At 74.1% G+C, this 22,590-nt stretch carries 24 protein-coding genes and 1 riboswitch; of the genes, 12 read left to right on the forward strand and 12 right to left on the reverse strand.

What is annotated here, in order from left to right:
• Window positions 1-11 precede the first annotated feature (11 nt).
• From GBN72_RS25810 to GBN72_RS25820, 3 genes are all read right to left on the reverse strand, one after another.
• On the reverse strand, window positions 12-944 hold the full coding sequence (locus GBN72_RS25810; RefSeq protein WP_151774315.1) for a 1-phosphofructokinase: 933 nt from the start codon (window positions 942-944) through the stop codon (window positions 12-14).
• Window positions 945-1,077: 133 nt separating this feature from the next.
• Window positions 1,078-2,307, reverse strand: coding sequence for an N-acetylglucosamine-6-phosphate deacetylase (gene nagA / locus GBN72_RS25815; RefSeq protein ID WP_151774316.1), 1,230 nt, complete (start codon window positions 2,305-2,307; stop codon window positions 1,078-1,080).
• The gene (locus tag GBN72_RS25820; protein WP_151774317.1) at window positions 2,304-3,287 is read right to left on the reverse strand and encodes an ROK family protein; all 984 of its coding nucleotides are present in this window, start codon (window positions 3,285-3,287) and stop codon (window positions 2,304-2,306) included. Before GBN72_RS25820 ends, nagA begins: the two co-directional genes overlap by 4 nt.
• 123 nt (window positions 3,288-3,410) lie before the next feature.
• On the opposite strand from GBN72_RS25820, the gene GBN72_RS25825 reads away from it, so the two are divergent.
• Window positions 3,411-3,638 carry a DUF3263 domain-containing protein gene (locus GBN72_RS25825; protein ID WP_151774318.1) on the forward strand — a complete coding sequence of 76 codons (228 nt, stop codon included), beginning with the start codon at window positions 3,411-3,413 and terminating at the stop codon, window positions 3,636-3,638.
• Window positions 3,639-3,678: 40 nt separating this feature from the next.
• The gene (otsB, locus tag GBN72_RS25830; protein WP_151774319.1) at window positions 3,679-4,557 is read left to right on the forward strand and encodes a trehalose-phosphatase; all 879 of its coding nucleotides are present in this window, start codon (window positions 3,679-3,681) and stop codon (window positions 4,555-4,557) included.
• 381 nt (window positions 4,558-4,938) lie between these two features.
• Here otsB and GBN72_RS25835 read toward each other — a convergent pair whose 3' ends face one another.
• From GBN72_RS25835 to GBN72_RS25845, 3 genes are all read right to left on the reverse strand, one after another.
• Complete coding sequence (locus GBN72_RS25835; protein ID WP_151774320.1) at window positions 4,939-5,571, reverse strand: hypothetical protein; 633 nt, start codon at window positions 5,569-5,571, stop codon at window positions 4,939-4,941.
• 188 nt (window positions 5,572-5,759) lie between these two features.
• Entirely contained in the window at window positions 5,760-7,172 is a 1,413-nt protein-coding gene (locus GBN72_RS25840) for an alpha,alpha-trehalose-phosphate synthase (UDP-forming) (protein WP_151774321.1), read from the reverse strand.
• Window positions 7,173-7,267: 95 nt separating this feature from the next.
• Window positions 7,268-8,212, reverse strand: a complete 945-nt coding sequence (locus GBN72_RS25845; RefSeq protein ID WP_151774322.1) for a glucosyl-3-phosphoglycerate synthase — start codon at window positions 8,210-8,212, stop codon at window positions 7,268-7,270.
• 209 nt (window positions 8,213-8,421) lie between these two features.
• Window positions 8,422-8,561, forward strand: a riboswitch (SAM riboswitch).
• An 18-nt stretch (window positions 8,562-8,579) separates the two neighbouring features.
• Here GBN72_RS25845 and thrC point away from each other — a divergent pair.
• The 5 genes from thrC to GBN72_RS25870 all read left to right on the forward strand — a co-directional run bounded on the left by thrC (window position 8,580) and on the right by GBN72_RS25870 (window position 14,958).
• Complete coding sequence (gene thrC, locus GBN72_RS25850) at window positions 8,580-9,881, forward strand: threonine synthase (protein WP_151774323.1); 1,302 nt, start codon at window positions 8,580-8,582, stop codon at window positions 9,879-9,881.
• 54 nt (window positions 9,882-9,935) lie between these two features.
• A complete protein-coding gene (locus GBN72_RS25855) occupies window positions 9,936-10,214 on the forward strand; it encodes a MoaD/ThiS family protein (protein ID WP_151774324.1) in 279 nt (92 codons plus the stop codon).
• 440 nt (window positions 10,215-10,654) lie between these two features.
• The gene (locus GBN72_RS25860; protein ID WP_009339379.1) at window positions 10,655-10,858 is read left to right on the forward strand and encodes a cold-shock protein; all 204 of its coding nucleotides are present in this window, start codon (window positions 10,655-10,657) and stop codon (window positions 10,856-10,858) included.
• A 1,124-nt stretch (window positions 10,859-11,982) separates the two neighbouring features.
• On the forward strand, window positions 11,983-13,605 hold the full coding sequence (groL, locus tag GBN72_RS25865; protein WP_151774325.1) for a chaperonin GroEL: 1,623 nt from the start codon (window positions 11,983-11,985) through the stop codon (window positions 13,603-13,605).
• A 216-nt stretch (window positions 13,606-13,821) separates the two neighbouring features.
• The gene (locus GBN72_RS25870; protein WP_246212910.1) at window positions 13,822-14,958 is read left to right on the forward strand and encodes an NADH:flavin oxidoreductase; all 1,137 of its coding nucleotides are present in this window, start codon (window positions 13,822-13,824) and stop codon (window positions 14,956-14,958) included.
• 154 nt (window positions 14,959-15,112) lie between these two features.
• Here the strand turns inward: GBN72_RS25870 and GBN72_RS25875 are convergent, their stop codons facing one another.
• A complete protein-coding gene (locus tag GBN72_RS25875) occupies window positions 15,113-15,676 on the reverse strand; it encodes a hypothetical protein (protein ID WP_151774327.1) in 564 nt (187 codons plus the stop codon).
• Between the two features lie 140 nt (window positions 15,677-15,816).
• Here GBN72_RS25875 and GBN72_RS25880 point away from each other — a divergent pair, with 140 nt between their 5' ends.
• Both GBN72_RS25880 and GBN72_RS25885 read left to right on the forward strand, forming a co-directional pair.
• Window positions 15,817-16,473, forward strand: a complete 657-nt coding sequence (locus tag GBN72_RS25880) for an HD domain-containing protein (protein ID WP_151774328.1) — start codon at window positions 15,817-15,819, stop codon at window positions 16,471-16,473.
• A 39-nt stretch (window positions 16,474-16,512) separates the two neighbouring features.
• Entirely contained in the window at window positions 16,513-17,622 is a 1,110-nt protein-coding gene (locus tag GBN72_RS25885; RefSeq protein ID WP_151774329.1) for a GNAT family N-acetyltransferase, read from the forward strand.
• Window positions 17,623-17,627: 5 nt separating this feature from the next.
• Here the strand turns inward: GBN72_RS25885 and GBN72_RS25890 are convergent, their stop codons facing one another.
• The 3 genes from GBN72_RS25890 to GBN72_RS25900 form a co-directional block, all read right to left on the reverse strand.
• On the reverse strand, window positions 17,628-17,852 hold the full coding sequence (locus GBN72_RS25890) for a hypothetical protein (RefSeq protein ID WP_151774330.1): 225 nt from the start codon (window positions 17,850-17,852) through the stop codon (window positions 17,628-17,630).
• Between the two features lie 266 nt (window positions 17,853-18,118).
• Entirely contained in the window at window positions 18,119-18,394 is a 276-nt protein-coding gene (locus GBN72_RS25895; protein WP_151774331.1) for a DUF4031 domain-containing protein, read from the reverse strand.
• Window positions 18,391-18,768: a DUF8819 family protein gene (locus GBN72_RS25900; RefSeq protein WP_151774332.1), complete on the reverse strand. Its 378-nt coding sequence runs from the start codon at window positions 18,766-18,768 to the stop codon at window positions 18,391-18,393. The genes GBN72_RS25895 and GBN72_RS25900 overlap by 4 nt, the downstream gene beginning before the upstream one ends.
• Before the next feature lie 67 nt (window positions 18,769-18,835).
• Between GBN72_RS25900 and GBN72_RS25905 the strand changes: the two genes are divergently transcribed.
• The gene (locus GBN72_RS25905) at window positions 18,836-19,795 is read left to right on the forward strand and encodes a MurR/RpiR family transcriptional regulator (RefSeq protein ID WP_246212913.1); all 960 of its coding nucleotides are present in this window, start codon (window positions 18,836-18,838) and stop codon (window positions 19,793-19,795) included.
• 105 nt (window positions 19,796-19,900) lie between these two features.
• Window positions 19,901-20,824, forward strand: a complete 924-nt coding sequence (murQ, locus tag GBN72_RS25910) for an N-acetylmuramic acid 6-phosphate etherase (protein ID WP_151774333.1) — start codon at window positions 19,901-19,903, stop codon at window positions 20,822-20,824.
• Between the two features lie 59 nt (window positions 20,825-20,883).
• Here murQ and GBN72_RS25915 read toward each other — a convergent pair whose 3' ends face one another.
• Together GBN72_RS25915 and GBN72_RS25920 are read right to left on the reverse strand one after the other, a co-directional pair.
• The gene (locus GBN72_RS25915) at window positions 20,884-21,429 is read right to left on the reverse strand and encodes a GNAT family N-acetyltransferase (RefSeq protein ID WP_218042089.1); all 546 of its coding nucleotides are present in this window, start codon (window positions 21,427-21,429) and stop codon (window positions 20,884-20,886) included.
• A complete protein-coding gene (locus GBN72_RS25920) occupies window positions 21,426-21,923 on the reverse strand; it encodes a GNAT family N-acetyltransferase (protein WP_151774334.1) in 498 nt (165 codons plus the stop codon). The genes GBN72_RS25915 and GBN72_RS25920 overlap by 4 nt, the downstream gene beginning before the upstream one ends.
• Before the next feature lie 193 nt (window positions 21,924-22,116).
• Between GBN72_RS25920 and GBN72_RS34310 the strand changes: the two genes are divergently transcribed.
• A complete protein-coding gene (locus GBN72_RS34310; protein WP_164540879.1) occupies window positions 22,117-22,284 on the forward strand; it encodes a hypothetical protein in 168 nt (55 codons plus the stop codon).
• Window positions 22,285-22,590 lie beyond the last annotated feature (306 nt).

The raw sequence follows: 22,590 nt of genomic DNA on the forward strand, positions 1-22,590 counted from the left end.
GCGGTGTCCGGTCAGCCCGCCGGGGCGGCCTCGGAGACCCGGACACGGCCGAGCAGCTCCTCGTAGAGCGGCCGGTCGAACTCCCCGGCGGCCGGTGAGGCCACGGTGGCCGCCGAGAGGGCGGCCGCCCGGGCCAGCCGCTCGGGCCAGGGCAGGCCGTCCACGAGCCCCGAGAGAAGTCCGGCGACCACGGAGTCCCCGGCCCCGGCCGGGTTGCCGCGCAGGCGGCGGGGCGGTGCGGCGCGCCAGTGGCCCTCCGGGCCGATCGCCATCAGGCCCTCGGCGCCCAGCGAGGCCACCACGGTCCGGGCCCCGCGCCGCCGGGCGTCCCGGGCGGCCTGCGGCGGGTCGTGCGAGCCGGTCAGCTCGGCCAGTTCCTCGGCATTGGGCTTGAGCAGGTCGGGCCGGGCCGCGACGCCGCGCCGCAGCGGTTCGCCGGAGGTGTCCAGCAGCACCGGCACCCCCGCCGCCCGCGCCTCGCGCACCAGGTGCGCGTACGCGCCCACCGGGACGCCCGGGGGCAGACTGCCGCAGAGGGCGACCGCCCGCGCCGCGGGCAGCAGGTCCCGGTAGACGACCTGGAGCGCGGCCCACTCCGCCGGGGTGACCGCCGGTCCCGGCTCGTTGAGCAGGGTGGCGTCGTCGGCGGCCGGGTCGAGGACCGAGACGGTACGGCGGGTGGCCCCGGCCACCGGTACCAGCGTGTCCACCAGCGGGCCCGGCGCGCGGGCCAGCAGTTCGCGGACCGTGCGTCCGGTGAGGCCGCCGGCGAAGCCGGTCACCGTGACCCGGTGCCCCAGGGCGGCCAGCACCCGCGCGACGTTGATGCCTTTGCCGCCGGGCCGCTCCACGACCTCCGAGACCCGGTGGCTGGTCTGCGGACGCAGCTCCCGGACCCGGTAGGTGATGTCGAGTGCGGCGTTCAGCGTGACCGTGAGGATCATCCGGTCCGCCTTTCCCGATGATGCGCCTGCTCGTCGAACGCGGCCGGGTCGCGGCCGCCCTTTCTGGTCCGATCATGCCAAACGCAGGCTCGGGCGCACAGGTCCGTGACGCCCGGAGTGGGGTGGCGCGGGCTCAGCCCTGCCGGGGGTCGACCACCCAGGTTCCCTTGCGCATCACCCCGCGCAGGGTGAACTCCTCGTCCAGCACGACGAGATCGGCGTCCTTGCCGGGTTCCAGCGAGCCGATCCGGTCGTCCAGTCCGAGCAGCCGGGCCGGGGTCGTGGAGATCGCCGCGACCACCTCCTCCACCGGCAGCGCGTCGTCGGTGACGGCCCGTCGGAAGGCGCGGTCCAGGGTGAGCGTCGAGCCGGCGATCGTGCCGTCGCCGGCCAGCCGGGCCACGCCGTCGACCACGTCGACCTCCAGTGGTCCCAGCAGGTAGCGGCCGTCGCCGAACCCGGCGGCGTCCATCGCGTCGGTGATCAACGCGACCCGGGCGCCACCCGCGTGACGGAAAGCCAGCTGGAGCGCGCCGGGGTGGAGGTGGACGCCGTCGTCGATCAGCTCGACGGTGACCCGCTCGTCCTCCAGCAGCGCGGTGACCGGGCCGGGGGCGCGGTGGCCCAGCGGGGGCATGGCGTTGAACAGGTGGGTGGCGACGGTGGCGCCCGCCTCGATCGCCTCCACCGTCTGCTCGTACGTCGCGTCGGTGTGGCCGACCGCGGCGATCACGCCCATCTCGCTCAGCATCCGCACCGAGTCGACGCCGCCGGGGAGTTCGGCGGCCAGGGTGACCATCCGGGCCTGCCCCCGGGCGGCCTCCACCAGCTTGCGGACCTCCGCCGGGTCGGGGTGGCGCAGCAGGGACTCGGAGTGGGCGCCCTTGCGGCAGGGGGAGATGAACGGGCCCTCGAAGTGGACGCCGGCGATCTCGCCGTCCTCGGCCAGCTCGGAGAGCATTCCGGCGCGCACGGCGAGGGTGTCCAGGTCGCCGGTGACGGTGGAGGCGACCAGCGTGGTGGTGCCGTGCGCGCGGTGGGTGCGCACGCCGCGCAGGATCTCCTCGACGGTGCCGGAGGAGAACGAGGCGCCGCCGCCGCCGTGGTTGTGGAGGTCGACGAAGCCGGGGACGATCCAGCAGCCGGGCAGGTCGACGACGGTGGCGGGGGCGTCGGCGGGGACGGTGGCCGGATCGGCGAGGCGGTCGCCCTCGACGACCACGCGGGCGCCGGGGACCGTGCCGCCGGGAAGCACCACCCGGGCGCCGGTGAGGACGGTGCGCGGGGGGCCGGAGTGGCCGCCCGCCGGGGCGGACTCGGGGGAGCGGGGAGCCTCGGGGGCGCCGGGATCGGTGGACGTCATGGAGCGGGGACCTCCGGGGTGGGGGCGTCGGGGGAAGGAGCGGCGGCCGGGGAGGCGGCTTCGGCGTCGAGCAGGTCCCAGGCGAGGAGACCGGCGCCCAGGCAGCCCGCCGTGTCGCCGAGGTCGGCGGGGACGATCTCGGGGCGGCGCTGGAAGGTGATCCGCGCGTCCACCGCCTCACGCAACGGGGCGAACAGGGTCTCGCCCGCCTCGGCCAGGCCGCCGCCGATGATCAGGCGCTGCGGGTCGAGCAGGGTCAGGCCGGTGACCAGGCCGTCGGCGAGGGCGTCCACCGCCTCCTGCCAGACCTCACAAGCCCGCTCGTCGCCGCGGGCCACGGCCGCCGCGCAGTCCGCGGCGTCGGCGTCCGGGTCGCCGCAGGCGCGGGCCCAGGCCTCGCTGACCGCGGAGGCCGAGGCGTACCGCTCCAGACAGCCGAGCTGCCCGCAGGGGCAGGGCGCGCCGCCGGGGCGGACGACGACGTGGCCGATCTCGCCCGCGTTGCCGTGGGCGCCCTCCTCGACCCGGCCGGCGATCCCGATGGCGCCCGCGATGCCGGTGCCGAGGGCGACGAACAGGAACCGGGCGGCACCACGGCCGGCCCCCGCCCGCCCCTCGGCGAGCCCGCCGGCGCGGACGTCGTGACCGACGGCCACCGGAATGCCGTGCAGCCGCTCGCCGATCAGCGCGCGCAGCGGGACGTCCCGCCAGCCGAGGTTGGCCGCGTAGACGGCCACGCCACGGTCGGCGTCCACGATGCCGGGGACGGTGACACCGAACGCAGACGCGCCCCGGCCGAGGCGCGCCTCGCCCTCGGCGTGGAGGTCGGCGGCGAAGCGGAGGATCTCGTCCACCACCGCCTCGGGGCCGCGGTGCCGGCCGGTGGCGCGGCGGGCCTGGTGCAGCAGGCGGCCGTCGGGGGCGACCAGGGCGGCCTTCATCCCCGTGCCGCCCACATCGAGGGCGATGACGTGTTTCACGGGATCAGTCTGGCGGGTGGGCCGGGAAAGGTCTAGTCCACTTGCGGTTCTCGCCCCTCCCGCGGTTCTCCTGGTGCCGTTCCCGCGGGGCGGGGAGTCGGAGGCAGCGGTTACGGTGCAGGGGTGGAGGAGCTCAGTGGCAGGGAACGGGACGTGCTCGCGCTGGAACGGCGGGGGTTCGCCGGTCCCGGTGCCAAGGAGCGGGCGATCCGCGAGGAGCTGGGGCTGGCCCCGGTGCGGTACTACCAGCTGCTCAACGCGCTGCTGGACGACCCGCGGGCGCTGGCCCACGACCCGGTGACGGTCAACCGGCTGCGGCGGATCCGGGACAGCCGCCGCACGGAACGCTGAGCGGGGGGTTGGCGCGGGGCTGCGCGGTTATGGTCCCGATATGGGCAGCGACCAGAACCAGACCTCTGCGACCTCTTCTTCTCCCGACGGCGGCCTTCCGGAGCCGGTGACGGCGGCCGGACGGGACGGACTCGCGGCGATCCTCGCCGCGCCGGAGCGGGCCGTGATCGCGCTGGACTTCGACGGCACGCTGGCGCCGATCGTGCCAAACCCCGACCTGGCCCGCGCACACCCCGAGGCGGTGCCGGCGCTGGCCGCGCTCGCCCAGAAGGTGGCGGCGGTGGCGGTGGTCACCGGCCGGCCGGCCGAGGTGGCGGTGCGCAACGGCGGGTTCGCCGGGGTGGACGGGCTGGACCGCCTGGTGGTGCTCGGGCACTACGGGGCGGAGCGGTGGGAGGCCGCCACCGGGAAGGTCACGGCCCCGGACCCGCATCCGGGGGTCGAGGCGGTGCGGCGGGAGTTCACCGACGTGCTGGCGTCTGTGCCGGCGTCGCGGGGGACGTGGGTCGAGGACAAGGGCCGGGCGATCGCCGCGCACACCCGGCGTGCGGAGGACCCCGAGGCCGCGTTCGAGGCGCTGCGGGAGCCGCTGGGGGCGCTGGCGGAGCGGCACGGGCTGATCGTCGAGCCGGGGCGGATGGTGCTGGAGCTGCGCCCGCCGGGGGTCGACAAGGGGGTCGCCCTGCGGGCGTACCTGCGGGACGTGGGTGCGGGGGCGGTGCTGTACGCGGGGGACGACCTCGGGGACCTGCCGGCCTTCGACGCGGTCGAGGCGCTGCGGGGGGAGGGGGTTCCGGGGCTCCTCGTGTGCAGCGCGAACGAGGCGGTCCGTGAGCTCGCCGCCCGCGCGGACGTGGTGGTGGCCGACCCGGAGGGGGTCGTGCGTCTCCTCGCCGCCCTCGCCGCGCGCCTCCCGTGACGGGGGCCGCCCGCCTGCGGCGCCGACCCGATCCGCGTCCGGGTCCGGGTCCGGGGCCGACGCTGCGTGCGGCTGGGACCCGGGCCGTCCTCGTGCGACCGTGACCGGGGCTGTTCCTGCGTGGGCCCGGCTTGGGGCCGGTCCCGCGGGCGCCCGGTGCCGGGGTTGGCCCAGGGTGCGTTCGAGGTGCGGGCCGGCTTCGCGCGTGGCCTGACCGGGCTGGTCGTGCGCGCGGCCGGGTCCGGGGCCGACCGCGCGTGCGGCCGTGACCGTGACTTCCCGCCCGCGTCCGGTTGCGGGGCCGGCCCAGCCTGACCGTGCCCGGGGCCGGTCCCGTGGGCGGCCGGTTCCGGTGCTGGGCGGGCGTGCGGCCGGGCCGGTTCAGCACCGTTGCCCGGGCCCGAGGACGGTGAGTCCGACCTGCTCGGCGAGCCAGTGCGCGTAGGGCTCCCGCATCTGGCGGCCGTCGACGCTGGCGCTGCGGACGTGGACGAGGACGGTGTGGTCGCCGGCCGGCTCGTCGAAGTCGCGGGTGCGGGTGTTGAGGAGGAGCGTCACCTCGGCGTGCTTGGACTCGCCGAGGAAGCCCAGCTCGGGCGCGTCCGGCCAGCACAGGCCGTACCAGTTGATCTCGCCCGCGTTCGGGCCGATCGCCGCCGTGAAGGCGTCCTCGATACTGCCGACCGGCAACTCGGACAGTCCGCACTCCACCGGTAGTCGCCCCGCGTACGCAGCCGGATCGGCCGGCAGACCGGGTCCGTGCACGCCGACGACCAGCGCGGGCTGGGCCTCCCACGGCACCCCGTCGAACTCCCCGTACTCCTCCTGTCCCCGGAACCACGCCTGGGGCAGCTCCCTGGCCACCCGCCGCACCTCGGCGACGGACCGGAGCTCGGCTCCCACGGAGACCTCGGAGTACTCGCAGATGCCGAACTCCATGAGGCGGCGCGCGGTGCTCAGGGCGAGTGCGGGGTCGGGGGCGCGGAAGACGGGATAGGCGATGTCGTTGGACATGCGGCGACTGTGCCACGGCCCGTCGCCGCAGGTCACCGCATTTACGGCACAGCCGTCCGCGGGTGTCCGGCCGTCGCGGCGAACCCGTGGAAGGCCGGGACGGAGCCCGTCCCCGGGTGCGGCCGGTCACGTGGAACGCATCCCTGCCCCCGGCCGGGCAGGTGCGGGCCGGGGGCGGGGGTCGCTCCCTAGTGGGCCGTGGCGGTCAGGGCGTCGAGCTGGTCGAGGAACCACTTGGCCGGCGGGGTGGCCGTGGCCGCGGCGACGAGCCGCTTGGTGCGGTCGGCGCGCTCACCCGGCGGCATCGTCAGCCCCTCGTGCAGCGCCCGCGCCGTCGCGTTCACGTCGTAGGGGTGGACCGTGATCGCGTCGTCGCCCATCTCCTCGTGCGCACCCGCCTCCCGCGACAGCACCAGCGCGCAGCCGTTCTCGGCGAGGACCGGCACCTCCTTGGCGACCAGGTTCATGCCGTCCCGGATCGGGTTCACCAGCGCCACGTCGGCCAGCCGGTACGCGGCCAGCGACCGCGCGAAGTCGTCCTTGAGGTTCAGCACCACCGGCGTCCAGTACGGCGTGCCGTACTCCGCGTTGATCTCGGCGGCGACCCGCGCCACCTCCGCCGTGTAGTCGCGGTAGACGGCGAGGTCCTGGCGCGAGGGGTAGGCGAAGGCGACGTGCACGACCCGGTCGCACCACTCGGGGTGGTCGTCGAGCAGCTGCCGGAAGGCGTGCAGGCCGCGGACGATGTTCTTGGACAGCTCGGTGCGGTCGACCCGCACGATCGTCTTCCGGAGGTTGCCGTCCGGGTCGTTGCCGATGTCCGTGCGCAGCTCCGCCACCCGCTGGTCGACGTCCTCCCGCCCGGCCCGCTCCCGCAGGAACTCGGCGTCGGCGCCCAGTCCGTGCACGCCGATCCGGGTGTCGCCGAGGCCGCCCACGACCGTGTCGCAGCAGGCGGTGAAGGCGTCGGCCCAGCGCTGGGTGAGGAAGCCCAGGCGGTCGGCGCCCAGCATGCCGCGCAGGACGGACTCCGCCACGTCGTCGGGCAGCAGCCGGAAGTACTCCGGCGGCGCCCAGGGGGTGTGCGAGAAGTGGCCGATGCGCAGGTCGGGGCGGAGCTCGCGGAGCATGCCGGGGGCCAGCGTCAGGTGGTAGTCCTGGATCAGCACCGCCGCGCCCTCGGCGGCCTCCTCGGCCAGCGCCTCGGCGAAGGAGTGGTTGAACTCCTGGTAGGCGGCCCACTGGAGCCGGAACTCGCTGTCGAAAACAGGTTCGAGCGGCGTCTGGTACAGCATGTGGTGCACGAACCAGAGCACCGAGTTGGCGATGCCGTTGTACGCGGCGTGGTGCGTCTCGGCGGAGATGTCGAGCATCTTCACGCCCGGCTCGCCCACCCCGCGCCGGACCGCCTCGCGGTCGCCGTCGCTCAGGGCCGAGCAGACCCACAGGGCGCCGGCGTCCGGTCCGATCGCGGAGAGCCCGGAGACCATGCCCCCGCCGCCGCGGCGGGAGACCAGCGAGCCGTCCTCGGCGACCGAGTAGGAGACGGGGCCGCGGTTGGAGGCGACCAGTACCTGAGCAGATCTTTCGGCGGAACCCATACGCGTCACCTAGCCCGGAGGGGAAAAGTCCAAACGTGCGCGGAGACGGCGGCGGCGTCCCGCCGGGGGCGGGACGCTGCGCCGGACGGGTGACATCAGGCCACCTCGCGTGACCGGTACTCGAGGATCTCCGCCATCGGCGGCCGCTCGAGGGTGTCCACCGCGTGGGTGCGCGGCGCGAAGCCCTCCTCGGTGCGCTCGAACTGGGTGATCAGCGGCCGGACCATCTGGCCGCGCGCCAGCCGCAGCTGGGCGGTGCGGTAGATGGTGGCGGCCATCCGCCCCAGGGCCTGGCTGTCCTGGTTGCGGTGCTTGCGGACGCCGACGTCGACCTGGGCGAGGGCGTCCAGGCCCACCGTGTGCAGGGAGTCGATCAGCATGGCCAGTTCGACGCCGTAGCCCACCGGGAACGGCAGCCTCTCCAGCAGCGAACGGCGGGCCGCGTACTCGCCGCCCAGCGGCTGCACGAAGCCGGCCAGCTGGGGCCAGTGCAGGTTGATCAGCGGGCGCGCCATCAGCTCGGTGACGCGGCCGCCCTGGCCCGCCTCGGTGCCGAGCGGACGGTCGTACATGGCCTTGACCAGCGAGATCTGGGGATCGGTGAGCAGCGGTCCGACCGTGCCGGTGACGAAGTCGGAGGAGAAGTCCCGCAGGTCCGCGTCGACGAAGCAGACGATGTCGCCGCTGGTCGCCAGCAGCGAGCGCCACAGCACCTCTCCCTTGCCGCGGACGGCGGGGACGCGGGGCAGGATGTGGTCCCGGTGCACCACCTTGGCGCCCGCCGCGGCGGCCACCTCCGAGGTGCGGTCCGTGGACGCGGAGTCGACGACCACGAGCTCGTCGACGAGCGGGACCTGCTCGACCAGGTCCCGGCGGATCGTGGCCACGATGTCGCCGACCGTGGCCTCCTCGTTGAGCGCGGGCAGCACGACGGAGACCTTCGTGCCGCTCAGGCGCTTGGCGGCGAGTATCTGGTGGAGCGGGCGATCGGTCACATGCCAGGAGCGTGTGCCCAGCCAGCTTTCGACTTCTTCCAGCACAGTCACCGGCTCCTCACTGTGTCCACCGCCTGCCTCGCGGCGGGCGGTCCGTCTCGCGTTCCGGACGACTCTCTCAACTGTCCTGGCCTTCGGTTACAGTCTTGAACATCACCAGTGACCACCGCATGTCGGGGGTCGAGTCGCTCGACTGGTGGATACGAGTCCCCTGGCGGGACGCGACTCAAAACAACTTCAGAACAACAGAAGAACGCTCATCCAGAGGGGCAGAGGGATACGGCCCGATGAAGCCCCGGCAACCCTCCAGCCGCGCCCGCGTTCACGCGAGGCCCCGGCTAGGGAAGGTGCCAAATCCGTCTCACGGCGAAGACGCCGCTGAGGAAGATGAGGAGAAAGGGCCTCGCCACTCATGGCTGTACAGACTGTCACGACCGATTCCGTGTCCGCGACGACCTCCGCCGCCTCTGTCGATCTCGGCCCCGCCACCGCGCTCTCCTGTCGCGAATGCGGCCACCGCGTCCCGCTCGGTCCCGTCTTCGCCTGCGAAGAGTGTTTCGGACCGCTCGAGATCGCCTACGACTTCTCCTCCTACGAGGCCGAGGAACTCCGCCGCCGCATCGAGGCCGGTCCCAGCAACATCTGGCGCTACGCCCCGCTGCTGCCCGTCCCGGCGGACGTCGCCGACAAGCCGAACCTGAACCCGGGCTGGACCAAGCTGGTCAAGGCCGACAACCTGGCCCGTGAGCTGGGTGTCACCGGCGGTCTCTACGTCAAGGACGACTCCGGCAACCCGACGCACTCCTTCAAGGACCGCGTCGTCGCCCAGGCCCTGGAGGCCGCCCGCGCCTTCGGCTTCACCACCCTCTCCTGCTCCTCCACCGGCAACCTGGCCGGCGCGGTCGGCGCGGCCGCCGCCCGGGCCGGCTTCCGCTCGTGCGTGTTCATCCCGCACGACCTGGAGCAGGGCAAGGTCGTGATGGCCGCGGTCTACGGCGGCGAGCTGGTCGGCATCGACGGCAACTACGACGACGTGAACCGTTTCTGCTCCGAGCTGATCGGCGACCCGGCGGGTGAGGGCTGGGGCTTCGTCAACGTCAACCTGCGCCCCTACTACGGCGAGGGCTCCAAGACGCTGGCGTACGAGATCTGCGAGCAGCTCGGCTGGCAGCTGCCGGACCAGCTGGTGATCCCGATCGCCTCCGGCTCGCAGTTCACGAAGATCGACAAGGGTCTGAAGGAGCTGATCCAGCTCGGCCTGGTCGAGGACAAGCCGTACCGGCTCTTCGGCGCCCAGGCGAACGGCTGCTCGCCGGTCTCCGTCGCCTACAAGGCCGGTCACGACGTGGTCCGCCCGCAGAAGCCGGACACCATCGCCAAGTCGCTGGCCATCGGCAACCCGGCCGACGGCCCGTACGTCCTGGACATCGCCCGTCGCACGGGCGGCGCGGTGGAGGACGTCACCGACGAGGAGGTCGTGGCCGGCATCCGGCTGCTGGCCCGCACCGAGGGCATCTTCGCCGAGACGGCGGGCGGTGTGACGGTCGGCGTGACCCGCAAGCTGATCGAGAACGGTCTGCTGGACCCGTCGCTCACCACGGTCGTCCTCAACACCGGCGACGGCCTGAAGACCCTGGACGCGGTGGCCGACCAGGGCCTGACCGCCACCATCCGTCCCAGCCTCGAGTCCTTCCGAGCGGCCGGTCTCGCCTGACCTCCCCCTCGCCCGTCCCGTAACCCGCCTCACCGTGACCGGAGGTCAAATCCCATGAGCGTGTCCGTTCGCATCCCGACCATCTTGCGCACCTACACCGGTGGCCAGGCCGAGGTGAGCGCCGAGGGCGCGAACCTGGGAGAGGTCATCGCGGACCTGGAGAAGAACCACACCGGCATCGCCGCCCGCGTGCTGGACGACCAGGGCAAGCTGCGGCGCTTCGTCAACGTCTACGTCAACGACGACGACGTGCGGTTCGAGCAGGGCCTGGAGACGGCCACGCCCGACGGCGGCAGTGTTTCGATCATTCCCGCCGTGGCCGGCGGCGCCTGACCCCTTCGCTTCCCCCGCATTTCCCGATCGCCCTCTCCGGTTCATGCCGGCGTCACATGGCGCCGACATCCGGAGGGGGCGATTCTGCATGATTGGGCGCGGTACAGTTGGGGTACTCCGCGCCGAACTCGGGCCGGGCGCCGATGAGTTCCTGCCTCTCGCACGACAAGATGCAGCCAAACTGCGCGGGTTCTTTGCGCGGTTCGTTCCATCTGTCCGCCCCGACTTGACCTGAATTCCGGCGATTTCTTGGCATATTCCTGGCCTGCCGCTTCCAGATTTGTCGCCCGATTGACCTGTTGCAGAGGGCAGTTGGGCAGATACATTCGGCCGCGGTCGACGCGTTCCGGCGCACGCCCGTCGCCTCGGCGGCGGGTGAGGTCTGACCCGGATCCGCGAAGTGCGGGTCTGTGCAAGGGCCAGTAATAGGGGAGTTAGGCATGGCTCAGGGCACCGTCAAGTGGTTCAACGCGGAGAAGGGGTACGGCTTCATCGCGGTCGACGGTGGTGCGGACGTCTTCGTGCACTACAGCGCGATCCAGATGGACGGCTACCGCACCCTCGAGGAAGGCCAGCGGGTCGAGTTCGAGATCTCGCAGGGCCAGAAGGGGCCGCAGGCGGACATGGTCCGGCTGGCCGGCTGAACGCAGCGACCGACATCCTGACGTGACATCGGGCCCGCGGCCCCCCTGGAGGGGCCGCGGGCCCTTTGCCGTCCCGTCGCCCGGCCCTGGGTCCCGCCCCCGCGCCGCCGCGCGGCGCGTCGTTGCCGCCACGCGGTGCGTGCGCGGTGCCGTTCCGCCCCCGCGCGGCGCGCAGCTCCCGCCCGTTCCGTCTGCGGGCAATCGTGCCGCTGGGCGGCACGGGTGGGCGCAGGCCTCACGTGCGCACGTGACGGTTCGCTCCGCGGAGGTTGAGCCCCTGGGAAGGGGGCGGGTCGGGGGATGAACAGTGCTGTCCGCCCCGGCTGAGCTGGAGCACGCCGCAGCGAGGTCACGTGCGTAAGGCGCCGCCCTCTTGGGCCTGGTGGAGCGGACCGCTCGCCGCGGAGGCGCCGCCCTGCGCCCGCCCGTGCCGCCCCCTGGGCGGCCCAGCCGCCCGCAGGACGGCGGGGTGAGCCGCCCGCAGGGCGATGGGAGTGCGACCGCAGGACGGGCGGGGGTTCGTGCCCGCTGGGCGGTGGGGGCGTGCGTCCGCGGAACGGGCGGGGTTCGTGCCCGCAGGGCGGTGGGGCGTGCGTCCGCAGGACGGGCGGGGTAGGCGCCCGCTGGGCGGTGGGGCGTGCGTGCGCGGAACGGGCGGGGTGAGCCGTCCGCAGGGCGGTGGGGGGTGCGTCTGTGGGGCGGGTGGGGTGCGTGCCCGCTGGGCAGGCGGGGTGGGCGCGCGCAGGGCGGTGGGGGGTGCGTCTGTGGGGCGGGTGGGGTGCGTGCCCGCTGGGCAGGCGGGGTGGGCGCGCGCAGGGCGGTGGGGTGTGTGTCTGTGGGGCGGGTGGGGTGGAATCGGTGGGGTGTCCTGTGTCCGTGGGGGCGGGAGGGAGGCGTTCGGTGAGTGGGAAATCGGGGGCGGATTGGGGGAGCGTCTTGCACTCGGAGGGGTCGAGTGCTAATCATTGCGTTAGCACTCTGAAGGTGAGAGTGACAACGATGGACCGGGTCGGTGAGGTCCGCGTGGCGTGGCGGGGAAGGAACCGCCCGACATGCAGGCCGTCCGTCGCGGGCGCGGGCGCGGTCCGAAGGAATCACCCCCAGTCCTGGGAGGACCACTTCACATGGCCAAGATCATCGCGTTCGACGAGGAGGCACGGCGCGGCCTCGAGCGCGGCATGAACCAGCTCGCGGACGCCGTCAAGGTGACGCTCGGCCCCAAGGGCCGCAACGTCGTCCTCGAGAAGAAGTGGGGCGCCCCCACGATCACCAACGATGGTGTCTCCATCGCCAAGGAGATCGAGCTCGAGGACCCGTACGAGAAGATCGGCGCCGAGCTGGTCAAGGAAGTCGCCAAGAAGACGGACGACGTCGCCGGCGACGGTACGACCACCGCGACCGTCCTCGCCCAGGCGCTGGTCCGCGAGGGCCTGCGCAACGTGGCGGCCGGCGCCAACCCGATGGCCCTCAAGCGCGGCATCGAGAAGGCCGTCGAGGCCGTCTCCGGCGCCCTGCTCGAGCAGGCCAAGGAGATCGAGACCAAGGAGCAGATCGCCTCCACCGCGTCGATCTCCGCCGCCGACACCCAGATCGGCGAGCTCATCGCCGAGGCGATGGACAAGGTCGGCAAGGAAGGCGTCATCACCGTCGAGGAGTCCCAGACCTTCGGTCTGGAGCTGGAGCTCACCGAGGGTATGCGCTTCGACAAGGGCTACATCTCGGCGTACTTCGCGACCGACATGGAGCGCATGGAGGCGTCGCTCGAGGACCCGTACATCCTCATCGCCAACTCCAAGATCTCCTCGGTCAAGGACCTGCTGCCGCTCCTCGAGAAGGTCATGCAGTCCGGCAAGCCGCTGCTGATCATCGCCGAGGACGTCGAGGGCGAGGCCCTGTCGACCCTGGTCGTCAACAAGATCCGCGGCACCTTCAAGTCCGTCGCCGTCAAGGCTCCGGGCTTCGGCGACCGCCGCAAGGCCATGCTCGGCGACATCGCCATCCTCACGGGCGGCGAGGTCATCTCCGAGGAGGTCGGTCTCAAGCTGGAGAACGCGACCCTCGACCTCCTGGGCCGCGCCCGCAAGGTCGTCATCACCAAGGACGAGACCACCATCGTCGACGGTGCCGGCTCCGCCGACCAGGTCCAGGGCCGGGTCAACCAGATCCGCGCCGAGATCGAGAACAGCGACTCGGACTACGACCGCGAGAAGCTGCAGGAGCGCCTGGCGAAGCTCGCCGGCGGTGTCGCGGTCATCAAGGCCGGCGCCGCCACCGAGGTGGAGCTCAAGGAGCGCAAGCACCGCATCGAGGACGCCGTCCGCAACGCGAAGGCCGCCGTCGAGGAGGGCATCGTCGCCGGTGGTGGCGTGGCCCTGCTGCAGGCCTCCCAGGTCTTCGAGAAGCTGGAGCTCGACGGTGACGAGGCGACCGGCGCCAACGCCGTGCGCATCGCGCTCGAGGCCCCGCTGAAGCAGATCGCCGTCAACGCCGGCCTCGAGGGCGGCGTCGTGGTGGAGAAGGTCCGCAACCTCACCCCGGGTCACGGCCTCAACGCCGCGACCGGCGAGTACGTCGACCTGATCGCCGAGGGCATCATCGACCCGGCGAAGGTGACCCGTTCCGCGCTGCAGAACGCCGCCTCCATCGCCGCGCTGTTCCTCACCACCGAGGCCGTCATCGCCGACAAGCCGGAGAAGGCCGCCGCGGCCGCTCCGGGCGGCATGCCGGGCGGTGACATGGACTTCTGAGCCTGACGGCTCGGAGGACCGAGGTCCGCGTCACGCGTGACACAGGAGGGCGGCACCCCGCTGGGGTGCCGCCCTTCGGCTTTCCCCGATCGTCACCAGGGACCGGGAATGCCCCGGCATACCGACTGGTTCGCACAGTTACGTGGACGTGCGCGCCGGCCGGTACGCACGCCCGCGTCGTCGAACGAGACTGTCCCTCCCCCCAAGGAGCCCCACGTGACCGTCGCCACCGGTGCCGAGATCGCCGACCGCGCCTCCCGCGTCCTGTCCCGCCCGCTCACCATCAACGGCATGACGCTGCGCAACCGCCTGGTGATGCCGCCCATGACCCGGAAGTTCTCCCCGGACGGCGTGCCCGGCGAGGACGTGGTCGCCTACTACCGGCGCCGCGCCGCGGCCCAGGTCGGGCTGATCGTGACCGAGGGCACCTACATCGACCGTGCGGCCGCGGGTGACAGCCGCCGGGTGCCGCGCTTCCACGGCGAGGAGTCGCTGGCCGGCTGGCGCAAGGTCGCAGAGGCGGTGCACGCCGAGGGCGGAAAGATCGTCCCGCAGCTCTGGCACGTCGGCATGGTCCGCCCGGACGGCCGCGGCCCGTTCCCGGACGCCCCGTCCGAGGGCCCCTCGGGGCTGCTGCTGACCGGTGAGGCGTCCCCGAACGGCCGGACGATGACCCAGGAGGACATCGACGCCACCGTCGCCGCCTTCGCCAAGGCGGCCGCCGACGCCGAGCGCGCCGGTTTCGACGGCATCGAGCTGCACGGCGCCCACGGCTACCTGATCGACCAGTTCCTCTGGGAGCGCACCAACCGCCGCACCGACAAGTACGGCGGCGACGCCGCCGCCCGCACCCGGTTCGCCGTGGAGGTCGTGGAGGCGGTCCGGGCCGCGGTCTCGCCGGAGTTCCCGGTGATCTTCCGCTTCTCGCAGTGGAAGTCCGGCGCGTACGACGCCAAGCTGGGGGCCACCCCGGAGGAGCTGGAGGCGGTCCTGCGGCCCATCTCCGAGGCCGGTGTGGACGCCTTCCACGCCTCCACCCGCCGCTACTGGCTGCCCGAGTTCGAGGGCTCCGACCTCAACCTGGCCGCCTGGACGAAGAAGCTGCTCGGCAAGCCCGTGATCACCGTCGGCTCGGTGGGCCTGGACGGGAACTTCGAGGAGGCCTTCGTCGGCAAGGGCGCTCCGCTGCGGGCCGTCGACGACCTGCTGGACAGCGTGGAGCGCGAGGACGTCGACCTGGTGGCCGTCGGCCGCGCGCTGCTCCAGGACCCGGAGTGGGGGGCCAAGCTGCTCGCCGGGCGCACGGACGAGATGACGCCGTACGACGCGGCCTCGCTGCTCCAGCTGCACTGAGCCCGCACGCCCCCGAGGGGCCGGCCGCCGCGAGTCCGCGCCCCGGCCGGCCCCTCGGGCGTGCTCCGGCTCCGGTCGGACGCGGGGTCCGGGTGCGGGCCCGGACGGAGGGCCGGTGCGGGGGCGGGTGCGGGGATCCGGGTGCGGGGTCCGGTCAGCCCATCGGCTCGACGGGAACCACCCGGGGCTCGCCCCAGACCCGCAGCACCTCGTAGTCGGTGAACTCGTGCACCAGCCGGTACGCCATGGCCGGGCGCGGTGAGCGCCGCTCGGCCGCCAGGAAGAGCTCGGCCTCGCGCCGGTCCCGGCGGGGCGCGCCGCACAGCTCCCAGGCGCGGCCGTTCCACGCCTCGGGCAGCCAGCGCTGCTGGGGCTGCGGGCGGTCGCCGTGCATGCCGTAGCGGGACGGGGCGGGCTCCACCGGGCGCTCCGGCGCCGGCCCGCCGCTCAGCCGCGCCCGGCGGGCCGTCCGGCGGCGCGTCTCGCAGAGCAGGCAGAGGTCCGGGGCGCTCTTGTCCACCGGGCCGTTCGGGTGCTCCGGGCAGCGGGTGGCGGGGGCCGCCGTGGTGACCGTCTCCTCCAGCAGCTCCATCGCGCGCCGCAGGTCGCCCTTCAGCTCGTGCAGCTGCGAGTCCGGGGTGTCGGAGCCGATCTTCTCCCCGTGGTCGCCGAGCACGCGCAGGGCGCGGCCCAGGGCGGTGAGCTGTGCGTGGTTCACGGCGGTACGGATCCTCTCCGGACGTGGGGGTCGGGCGCGTCGATGGGACGGGCGGCACGTGTCGGGTGCGGTTCCAGCGTCGCACACGCGCGGGGCGCCCGGGGGCGCGCACCGGAGGCGGTGCGGTCCAGAATGCGGGCATGACCCGACCCGACGTCGACCTCGACGCGCTGCGCGCCCGCTGGGCGCGGACCCTGACCGCCGCCCGCGGCGGAGCCCCGGAGCCGGACCCGGCGCCGTACGCGCGGAACCTGCTGGCCCGCTGGGCGGAGCCGCAGCGGCACTACCACACGCTCACCCACCTCACCGCGGTCCTCGACCGGGTGGACGAGCTGGAACGGTACGCGGCCGACCCGGACGTGGTCCGGCTGGCGGCGTGGTTCCACGACGCCGTCTACCACCCAGAGCGGTCCGAGAACGAGGAGCGGTCCGCCCGTATCGCCGAGATCGCGCTCCCGGAGGCGGGCGTGGACGCGGCGCGGACCGCCGAGGTGGCCCGCCTGGTCCGGCTGACCGTCACCCACGACCCGGCCGACGACGACCTCGACGGCCAGGTGCTCTGCGACGCCGACCTGGCGGTCCTCGCCTCCCCGCCCGAGGCGTACGCCGCGTACGCGACCGCGGTCCGGCAGGAGTACCACTTCGTCCCGTCCGGCCTCTTCCGCGAGGGCCGCTCCGCCGTCCTGCGCCAACTCCTGGACCTGCCGCGGTTGTTCCGCACCCCGCACGGCGCGGAGCGCTGGGAGGCGACGGCCCGGTACAACCTGCGTTCCGAACTCGACCTGCTGACGAAATGACGGTGACGGCCGTGCGACGCTCCCCCTAGGCTCGCCGGCATGACGAACTCGGGTGCCCTGGGGGGCGACGCGGCGGCGCGGACGGTGACGGACGCGGTGGCTCAGGCGGTGGCGGCGCTGCGACCGGCGGCGGACCGCGACTGGTCCGCGGTGCGGGCGGGGCGGGTGGAGTGGGACTGCCTGCGCACCGCCGAGCACGTGGTGAGCGACCTCTTCGCGTACGCCACGCAGCTGGTGACCCGGGCGCCGGAGGAGTACCGGCCGGTGGAGTACGTGCTGGACCCGCCGGACATCGGCGCCGAGGGCGCCCTGGAGGCGGTCGAGGCGGGCGGCGCGATGCTCGCCCTGGCCTGCCGCACCGCGCCCCGGTCGGCCCGCGGCTTCCATCCGGCGCCGTTCCTCGGCGCCGGCCGCGAGGGCTTCGCGGCGATGGGCGTGGCGGAGGTGCTGCTGCACACCCACGACATGGCGGAGGGCCTGGGCATCGCCTACCGGCCCTCGGCGGAGCTGTGCGGGTACGTGCTCGCGCGGATCTTCCCGCACGTCCGTCAGGGCGAGGACCCGTGGCGGACGCTGCTGTGGGCCACCGGGCGGGGGACGCTGCCGGGCGAGGAGCCGGTCACCGGGTGGCGCTGGTACAACAACCCGCTGGTCGAGGCGGAGCGGCTGACGCTGGAGGGCCTGACCGTTCCGGCCGCGGCGGACCTGGCGCTCGGCGGCGACGGCGGCTTCGACTGGGTCGACGGCGGCCCCTTCGGGGGCACCCGGGAGGGAGCGGGACTCGTCGCCGCGGCCTACGACAAGGGCGCGTTCCGGCCGCAGTGGGGTTCCTACGTGCTGGTGCGGCGGGAGGACGACCGGGCGGTCGGTTCCATGGGGTTCCACGGCCCGCCGGACGAGGAGGGCCGGGTGGAGATCGGCTACGACCTCGCGGTCGCGGCCCGCGGGCAGGGATACGCCACGGAGGCGCTGCGCGCCCTCGCCGCGTGGGCCCTCGCCCAGGAGGCCGTCGGGACGGTCACCGCGCGGGTGGACCCGGGGAACGACGCGTCGCGGCACGTGCTGGAGCGGGCGGGGTTCCTGCACACCGGCCATCTGGCGGACGACGGCGGCATGCTCGTCTTCGAACGGCGCGGGGACGCGGCCTGACGGGCTCAGAGGGCGACGACGTCCAGCAGCAGGAGCACGCGAACCAGCAGGGTCAGGCCGGCGAGCGACACCGCGGTGAGCGCGAGGCCCTGGCCGCGCTGCGGGGTGCCGCGGCGCTCGTGGCGGGCGAGTTCGACCAGGCTGACGATGCCGACGGCCAGAACCGCGCAGGTGAGCGCCAGGCCGAGCCACTCGTTCACGGTGTTGGTCGCGGCCACCACGGACACCATGAGGGCGACGATCGCCCGCTGGTTCCACGGTCGCGGCGCCGGCTGCTGCCACGGTGACGGGCCGTTGCCGTAAGGCGGCCCAGCCTGCGCCGGTGGCTGCCGCGGAGGGTCGGACGACTGCCGCGGGTCGCGCTGCTGCTGCGGCGGCTGCCACGGGTCGTGCGGGGGAGGCGGAAGGGGCGACGGCACCGGGGGTCTCCTCTCTGCGGATGCCCCCGATGGTGGCATCCTCGCGCGCCGCGGCCCAGGGGGTGAACGGTTTCCGTCTAACGTCCGTCCGCGCCCGCCCGCTTGCGTCGGCGCAGGCCCGCCGCGTGGAGCCGGCGGACGATCTCCCGGCTGCGGACCGGGACCGCGCCGGCCGTCACCACCTCCGCGTAGCGTTCGGCGGGGATGTCGTAGTGGTCGCCGTCGAAGCCGCGTCGTGGCACGCCCAGCCGCGCCGCGAAGGCGTGCAGCTCGTCGTACGAGACGTCGCTGGCCAGGTGGGACCAGAACTTCCCGTGCCCGGGCCAGGCCGGCGGATCGATGTAGAGGGTCACGACGGCCCGGGCAGGGTGGAGGCCAGGGCGCCCACCGCGGCGACCCGCACGCCCGCCTGGTGGCACACCCAGTGCGGGTCCGGGCCCAGCTCCGGCTCGACCTCCAGCGCGTGCGGCTCGCCGTGCGCGCAGACCGGGCAGAGCGGCCAGCGGCCGTACTTGTCCAGCAGCGCGTCCTGGACGTCCTGCGCGACCAGCCCCGGCAGGAAGCCCGCCCCCTCCGGCCACTGCTCCACCCACCAGCGCCGCTGCACCACCGAGTCCTCGACCAGGGAGACCACGTCGGCCTCGGCCACGTCTCCGGCTACCAGATCGGCGAGGACGAGGGCGCGCGCGGCGTGCACGGCCTGTTCGAGGGGGCTGATGGCGCTCATGCTCCCATTGTCACGCGGCCTTGACCTGCCCAGGGAACGAAAATACCTTTCAGGGGAGACCCTTGAGGTGAAGGAAACTTTCGTGAGTCCATCGACCCTGCCGTCCGCCGCCCGTCAGACCGGGGCCGGCGCCCCGGCGCGGGCCGCCGCCCCCGCTCCGCCCGCGCCCGCCGCCCTCGCGGCCAAGGTGCGGACGCTGGGACCGTCGATGACCCGGTCCATGCAGCGTGTCGCCGAGGCGGTGGCGGGCGACCCGGCCGGCTGCGCGGCGCTCACCGTCACCGGTCTCGCCGAACTCACCGGGACCAGTGAGGCCACCGTGGTGCGCACGGCGCGGCTGCTGGGCTATCCGGGTTACCGGGACCTGCGCCTGGCCCTGGCGGGCCTCGCCGCCCACCAGGAGTCGGGCCGCGCCCCGTCGGTCACCGCCGACATAGCGGTGGACGACCCGATCGCCGACGTCGTCGCCAAGCTCGCCCACGACGAGCAGCAGACCCTCGCCGACACGGCCGCCGGGCTGGACACGGTGCAGCTCGGCGCGGCCGTCGCCGCCCTGGCCGCGGCCCGGCGGATCGACGTGTACGGGGTGGCCGCCTCGGGTCTGGTCGCCCAGGACCTGGCGCAGAAGCTGCTCCGGATAGGGCTGGTCGCGCACGCGCACAGCGACCCCCACCTGGCCGTGACCAACGCCGTGCAGCTGCGCGGCGGTGATGTGGCCCTGGCGATCACCCACTCCGGCTCCACCGGGGACGTGATCGAGCCGCTGCGGGTGGCCTTCGAGCGCGGTGCGACCACCGTGGTGATCACCGGCCGTCCCGGTTCGTCCGTCACCCAGTACGCGGACCACGTGCTGACCACGTCCACGGCCCGGGAGAGCGAGCTCAGGCCGGCCGCGATGTCCTCGCGCACCGGGCAGCTGCTGGTCGTCGACTGCCTGTTCGTGGGCGTCGCCCAGCGCACCTACGACCGGGCGGCGCCCGCCCTCTCCGCCTCCTACGAGGCGCTCGCGCACCGTCACCGCCGCTGATCCTGCTCCACCGCTGATCCCGCCCCACCGCTGATCACGCCCCGTCCGATCCGTCCGATCCGTCCGTCCCGATCCGCCCCGTCCCTCCCTGGGAGTGCCGCCGACATGTCCGGTGCCGATCTGAGAGTCCAGCTCGAGAGCCTCCCCACCGAGGCCGCCCGTCCCGATCTCGCCGAGCTCGACCGGCTGCCCACGGAGCGGATCGCGGAGCTGATGAACGAGGGCGACGCCGCCGTGCCGGCCGCGGTGGCCGGGCAGCTGCCGCGGATCGCCGCCGCCGTGGACGCCATCGCGGCGCGGATGGCACGGGGAGGCCGGCTGATCTACGCGGGCGCCGGCACGGCCGGCCGGCTCGGGGTGCTGGACGCCTCGGAGTGCCCGCCCACCTTCGACACCGCACCCGGCCAGGTCACCGGCCTGATCGCGGGCGGTCCGCAGGCGCTGGTGACCTCGGTGGAGGGCGCGGAGGACGACGCGGACGCCGCGCGGGCCGACCTGGACGGACTGAAGCTGACCGCCGGGGACTGCGTGGTCGGCGTCTCCGCCTCGGGCCGCACCCCGTACGCGGTGGCCGCGGTGGAGCACGCCCGCGCCGCCGGCGCGCTCACGGTCGGGGTGGCCTGCAACCCGGGCAGTCCGCTGGCCGCGGCGGCGGAGCACCCGGTCGAGGTCGTCGTCGGGCCGGAACTGATCGCGGGGTCGACGAGGCTCAAGGCCGGCACCGCCCAGAAGCTGGTCCTCAACATGATCTCGACCATCACCATGGTCCGGCTGGGCAAGACCTACGGGAACCTGATGGTCGACGTCCGGGTCGGCAACGAGAAGCTGCGGGCGCGCGCCCACCGCATCGTGGCGTTGGCCACGGGCGCGGGGGACGCGGAGGTGGAGGCCGCGCTGGAGGCCACCGGCGGCGAGGTCAAACCGGCGGTGCTGGTCGTGGCCGCGGGCGTGGACGCGGCGACCGCGGCACGGCTCCTCGCCGGGGCCGGCGGCCACCTGCGGGCCGCCCTCGCCGCGGCGCGGGACTGACGCGAGGCCCGCCGGCCTCCCGCGCCCGGCTCGGCCGTTGCCGTCGGGGGCGCCGGGTCCTAAGGCACCGCGGGATCTTCCCGGGCGTCGTTCAGGAGCTGGAACAGGACGTGGTCCTGCCACCGCCCCGCGATCCGCAGGTACCGGGGGGCCACCCCGAACGGTGTGAAGCCGTTGCGGCGCAGGACGCCCTGCGAGGCGACGTTGTGGAGCAGGGTGCCGGCCTCCAGGCGGTGCAGCCCCATGTCGTCGAAGGCGAGCCGTACCGCCTCGGCCACGGCGGCGGTGGCGAGCCCCCGGCCACCGGCCTCCTCGGCCACCCAGTAGCCGAGCGAGGCGGACCGGAAGGCCCCGAGGATCACGTTGTTGACGCTCAGGCGCCCGGCGATCCGGCCGGCGCCGTCCGTGATCAGCAGCGGGACCATCACCCCCCGGGCGTACAGGTCCAGGCTCTCGGCCAGCACCGCGCGCTGCCCGGCGGCGGTGAAGTAGGCGTCGGCGCGCACGGGTTCCCACGGGCTCAGGAAGGCGCGGTTGCGGGTCAGGCAGGCGGCGAGTTCCTCCGCGTCGTCCAGGGCGGCGAGACGGGTCACGGGCGGCGTCACGGCATGAGTCCTTCCAGCGAGCGGCGATGGCGGACGGCGGGGCGGCCGTCGAGGAGGAAGCGGCCGGTCGCGGTGAACCCGGTGCGTTCCAGCACGCGGCGCGAGGCCAGGTGGTCCTCGTGGGTGACGGCGGTCAGCGCGCGCAGCCCGTACGAGGCGGCGGCCCCGCACACCTCCCGCACGGCGGCCGTGGCCAGACCCCGGCCCGCGTACCGCTCGGCCACCCGGTACCCCAGTTCCGCGGAGCCGTCGGCGGGGTCGACGTCGACCAGGTTGACCCGGGCGGCGACCTCCCCGTCGTCGCCGAGCACGACGTGGAAGTGGCAGACGCCTTCCTCCTGCTCGGCCAGCAGGGCGCCGAGACGGTCGGTGAAGTGGGCGAAGTAGGCGTCACCGCGGTCGGGGACGGTGCGGGCGAAGTACCCGCGGTTGTCCCGTTCGAAGGCGAACAGGGCCTCCGCGTGGTCCGCGCGTAGGCGTTCGAGGGTCGGCATGCCGGGAGCGTACGCCGGGTGAGGCGATGTCTTAGGCCCCGCGGACGGGACTTAGGGCCCGGCCGCGCCGTCGGCGCCGTGCTCTAGGACACCAGCCGGGGAAAAGATCGGGCAGTCTCCCGATGTGGGGGAGTGCCCTTGGAAGCGAAGGTAGTAGTGCGAGGAAAGCCGGAGACAACGAGGGGAACAGATCATGTTCGAGTACGAAATCCAGGAAGCCCGTGGCAACGAGCTGAGGCAGCACGCGGCGCGGGTGCGGCTCGCGAGGGCGGCGGCGCGGGCCCGCAGGGGCACCGAGGAGGACGTGGCGGCGCGCGAGGCGGAGGAGCGGCGGTCCGGCGGCCTCACCGCCGCCGCGTGAGCGCCGCGGCTCCGGCGCACCGGACGGGAACGGGGCACGCCGCCCCACCGCCGGGACGGACCACCGCGGGGCGGGGGCCCACCCGGCGGAATCCCGAAGAACGGACCCCCGAAGAACGGACCCCCGGAGAACGGAACGCAGGAGAGCGGAACGCCCGGGAGCAGGACCCTGACGAGCGGAACCCCACGGAACGGGGTTCCGCCGCAGTGTTTTCCGGCCCGCCCGCGCCCACGGCCCAGGCGCCAACCCCACAGCCCGCCGCCCCACAGCCCCCGGCCTCCGGGTCCCCTCGCCCCCGAGCGGCCG

The sequence above is a fragment of the Streptomyces abyssomicinicus genome (assembly GCF_008974245.1).
GTDB classification, from domain to species: Bacteria; Actinomycetota; Actinomycetes; order Streptomycetales; family Streptomycetaceae; genus Streptomyces; species Streptomyces abyssomicinicus.

Excerpts from the sequence above, each read along its gene's own strand:
- GBN72_RS25840 (WP_151774321.1), bottom strand. The coding sequence starts at position 7,172 with ATGGGTTCCGCCGAAAGATCTGCTCAGGTACTGGTCGCCTCCAACCGC.
- GBN72_RS25880 (WP_151774328.1), top strand. The coding sequence starts at position 15,817 with ATGACCCGACCCGACGTCGACCTCGACGCGCTGCGCGCCCGCTGGGCG.
- GBN72_RS25855 (WP_151774324.1), top strand. The coding sequence starts at position 9,936 with ATGAGCGTGTCCGTTCGCATCCCGACCATCTTGCGCACCTACACCGGT.
- GBN72_RS25835 (WP_151774320.1), bottom strand. The coding sequence starts at position 5,571 with ATGTCCAACGACATCGCCTATCCCGTCTTCCGCGCCCCCGACCCCGCA.
- GBN72_RS25900 (WP_151774332.1), bottom strand. The coding sequence starts at position 18,768 with ATGAGCGCCATCAGCCCCCTCGAACAGGCCGTGCACGCCGCGCGCGCC.
- GBN72_RS34310 (WP_164540879.1), top strand. The coding sequence starts at position 22,117 with ATGTTCGAGTACGAAATCCAGGAAGCCCGTGGCAACGAGCTGAGGCAG.
- nagA (WP_151774316.1), bottom strand. The coding sequence starts at position 2,307 with ATGACGTCCACCGATCCCGGCGCCCCCGAGGCTCCCCGCTCCCCCGAG.
- otsB (WP_151774319.1), top strand. The coding sequence starts at position 3,679 with ATGGGCAGCGACCAGAACCAGACCTCTGCGACCTCTTCTTCTCCCGAC.
- GBN72_RS25810 (WP_151774315.1), bottom strand. The coding sequence starts at position 944 with ATGATCCTCACGGTCACGCTGAACGCCGCACTCGACATCACCTACCGG.
- GBN72_RS25920 (WP_151774334.1), bottom strand. The coding sequence starts at position 21,923 with ATGCCGACCCTCGAACGCCTACGCGCGGACCACGCGGAGGCCCTGTTC.
- GBN72_RS25890 (WP_151774330.1), bottom strand. The coding sequence starts at position 17,852 with ATGGTGTCCGTGGTGGCCGCGACCAACACCGTGAACGAGTGGCTCGGC.
- GBN72_RS25860 (WP_009339379.1), top strand. The coding sequence starts at position 10,655 with ATGGCTCAGGGCACCGTCAAGTGGTTCAACGCGGAGAAGGGGTACGGC.
- groL (WP_151774325.1), top strand. The coding sequence starts at position 11,983 with ATGGCCAAGATCATCGCGTTCGACGAGGAGGCACGGCGCGGCCTCGAG.
- GBN72_RS25885 (WP_151774329.1), top strand. The coding sequence starts at position 16,513 with ATGACGAACTCGGGTGCCCTGGGGGGCGACGCGGCGGCGCGGACGGTG.
- thrC (WP_151774323.1), top strand. The coding sequence starts at position 8,580 with ATGGCTGTACAGACTGTCACGACCGATTCCGTGTCCGCGACGACCTCC.
- murQ (WP_151774333.1), top strand. The coding sequence starts at position 19,901 with ATGTCCGGTGCCGATCTGAGAGTCCAGCTCGAGAGCCTCCCCACCGAG.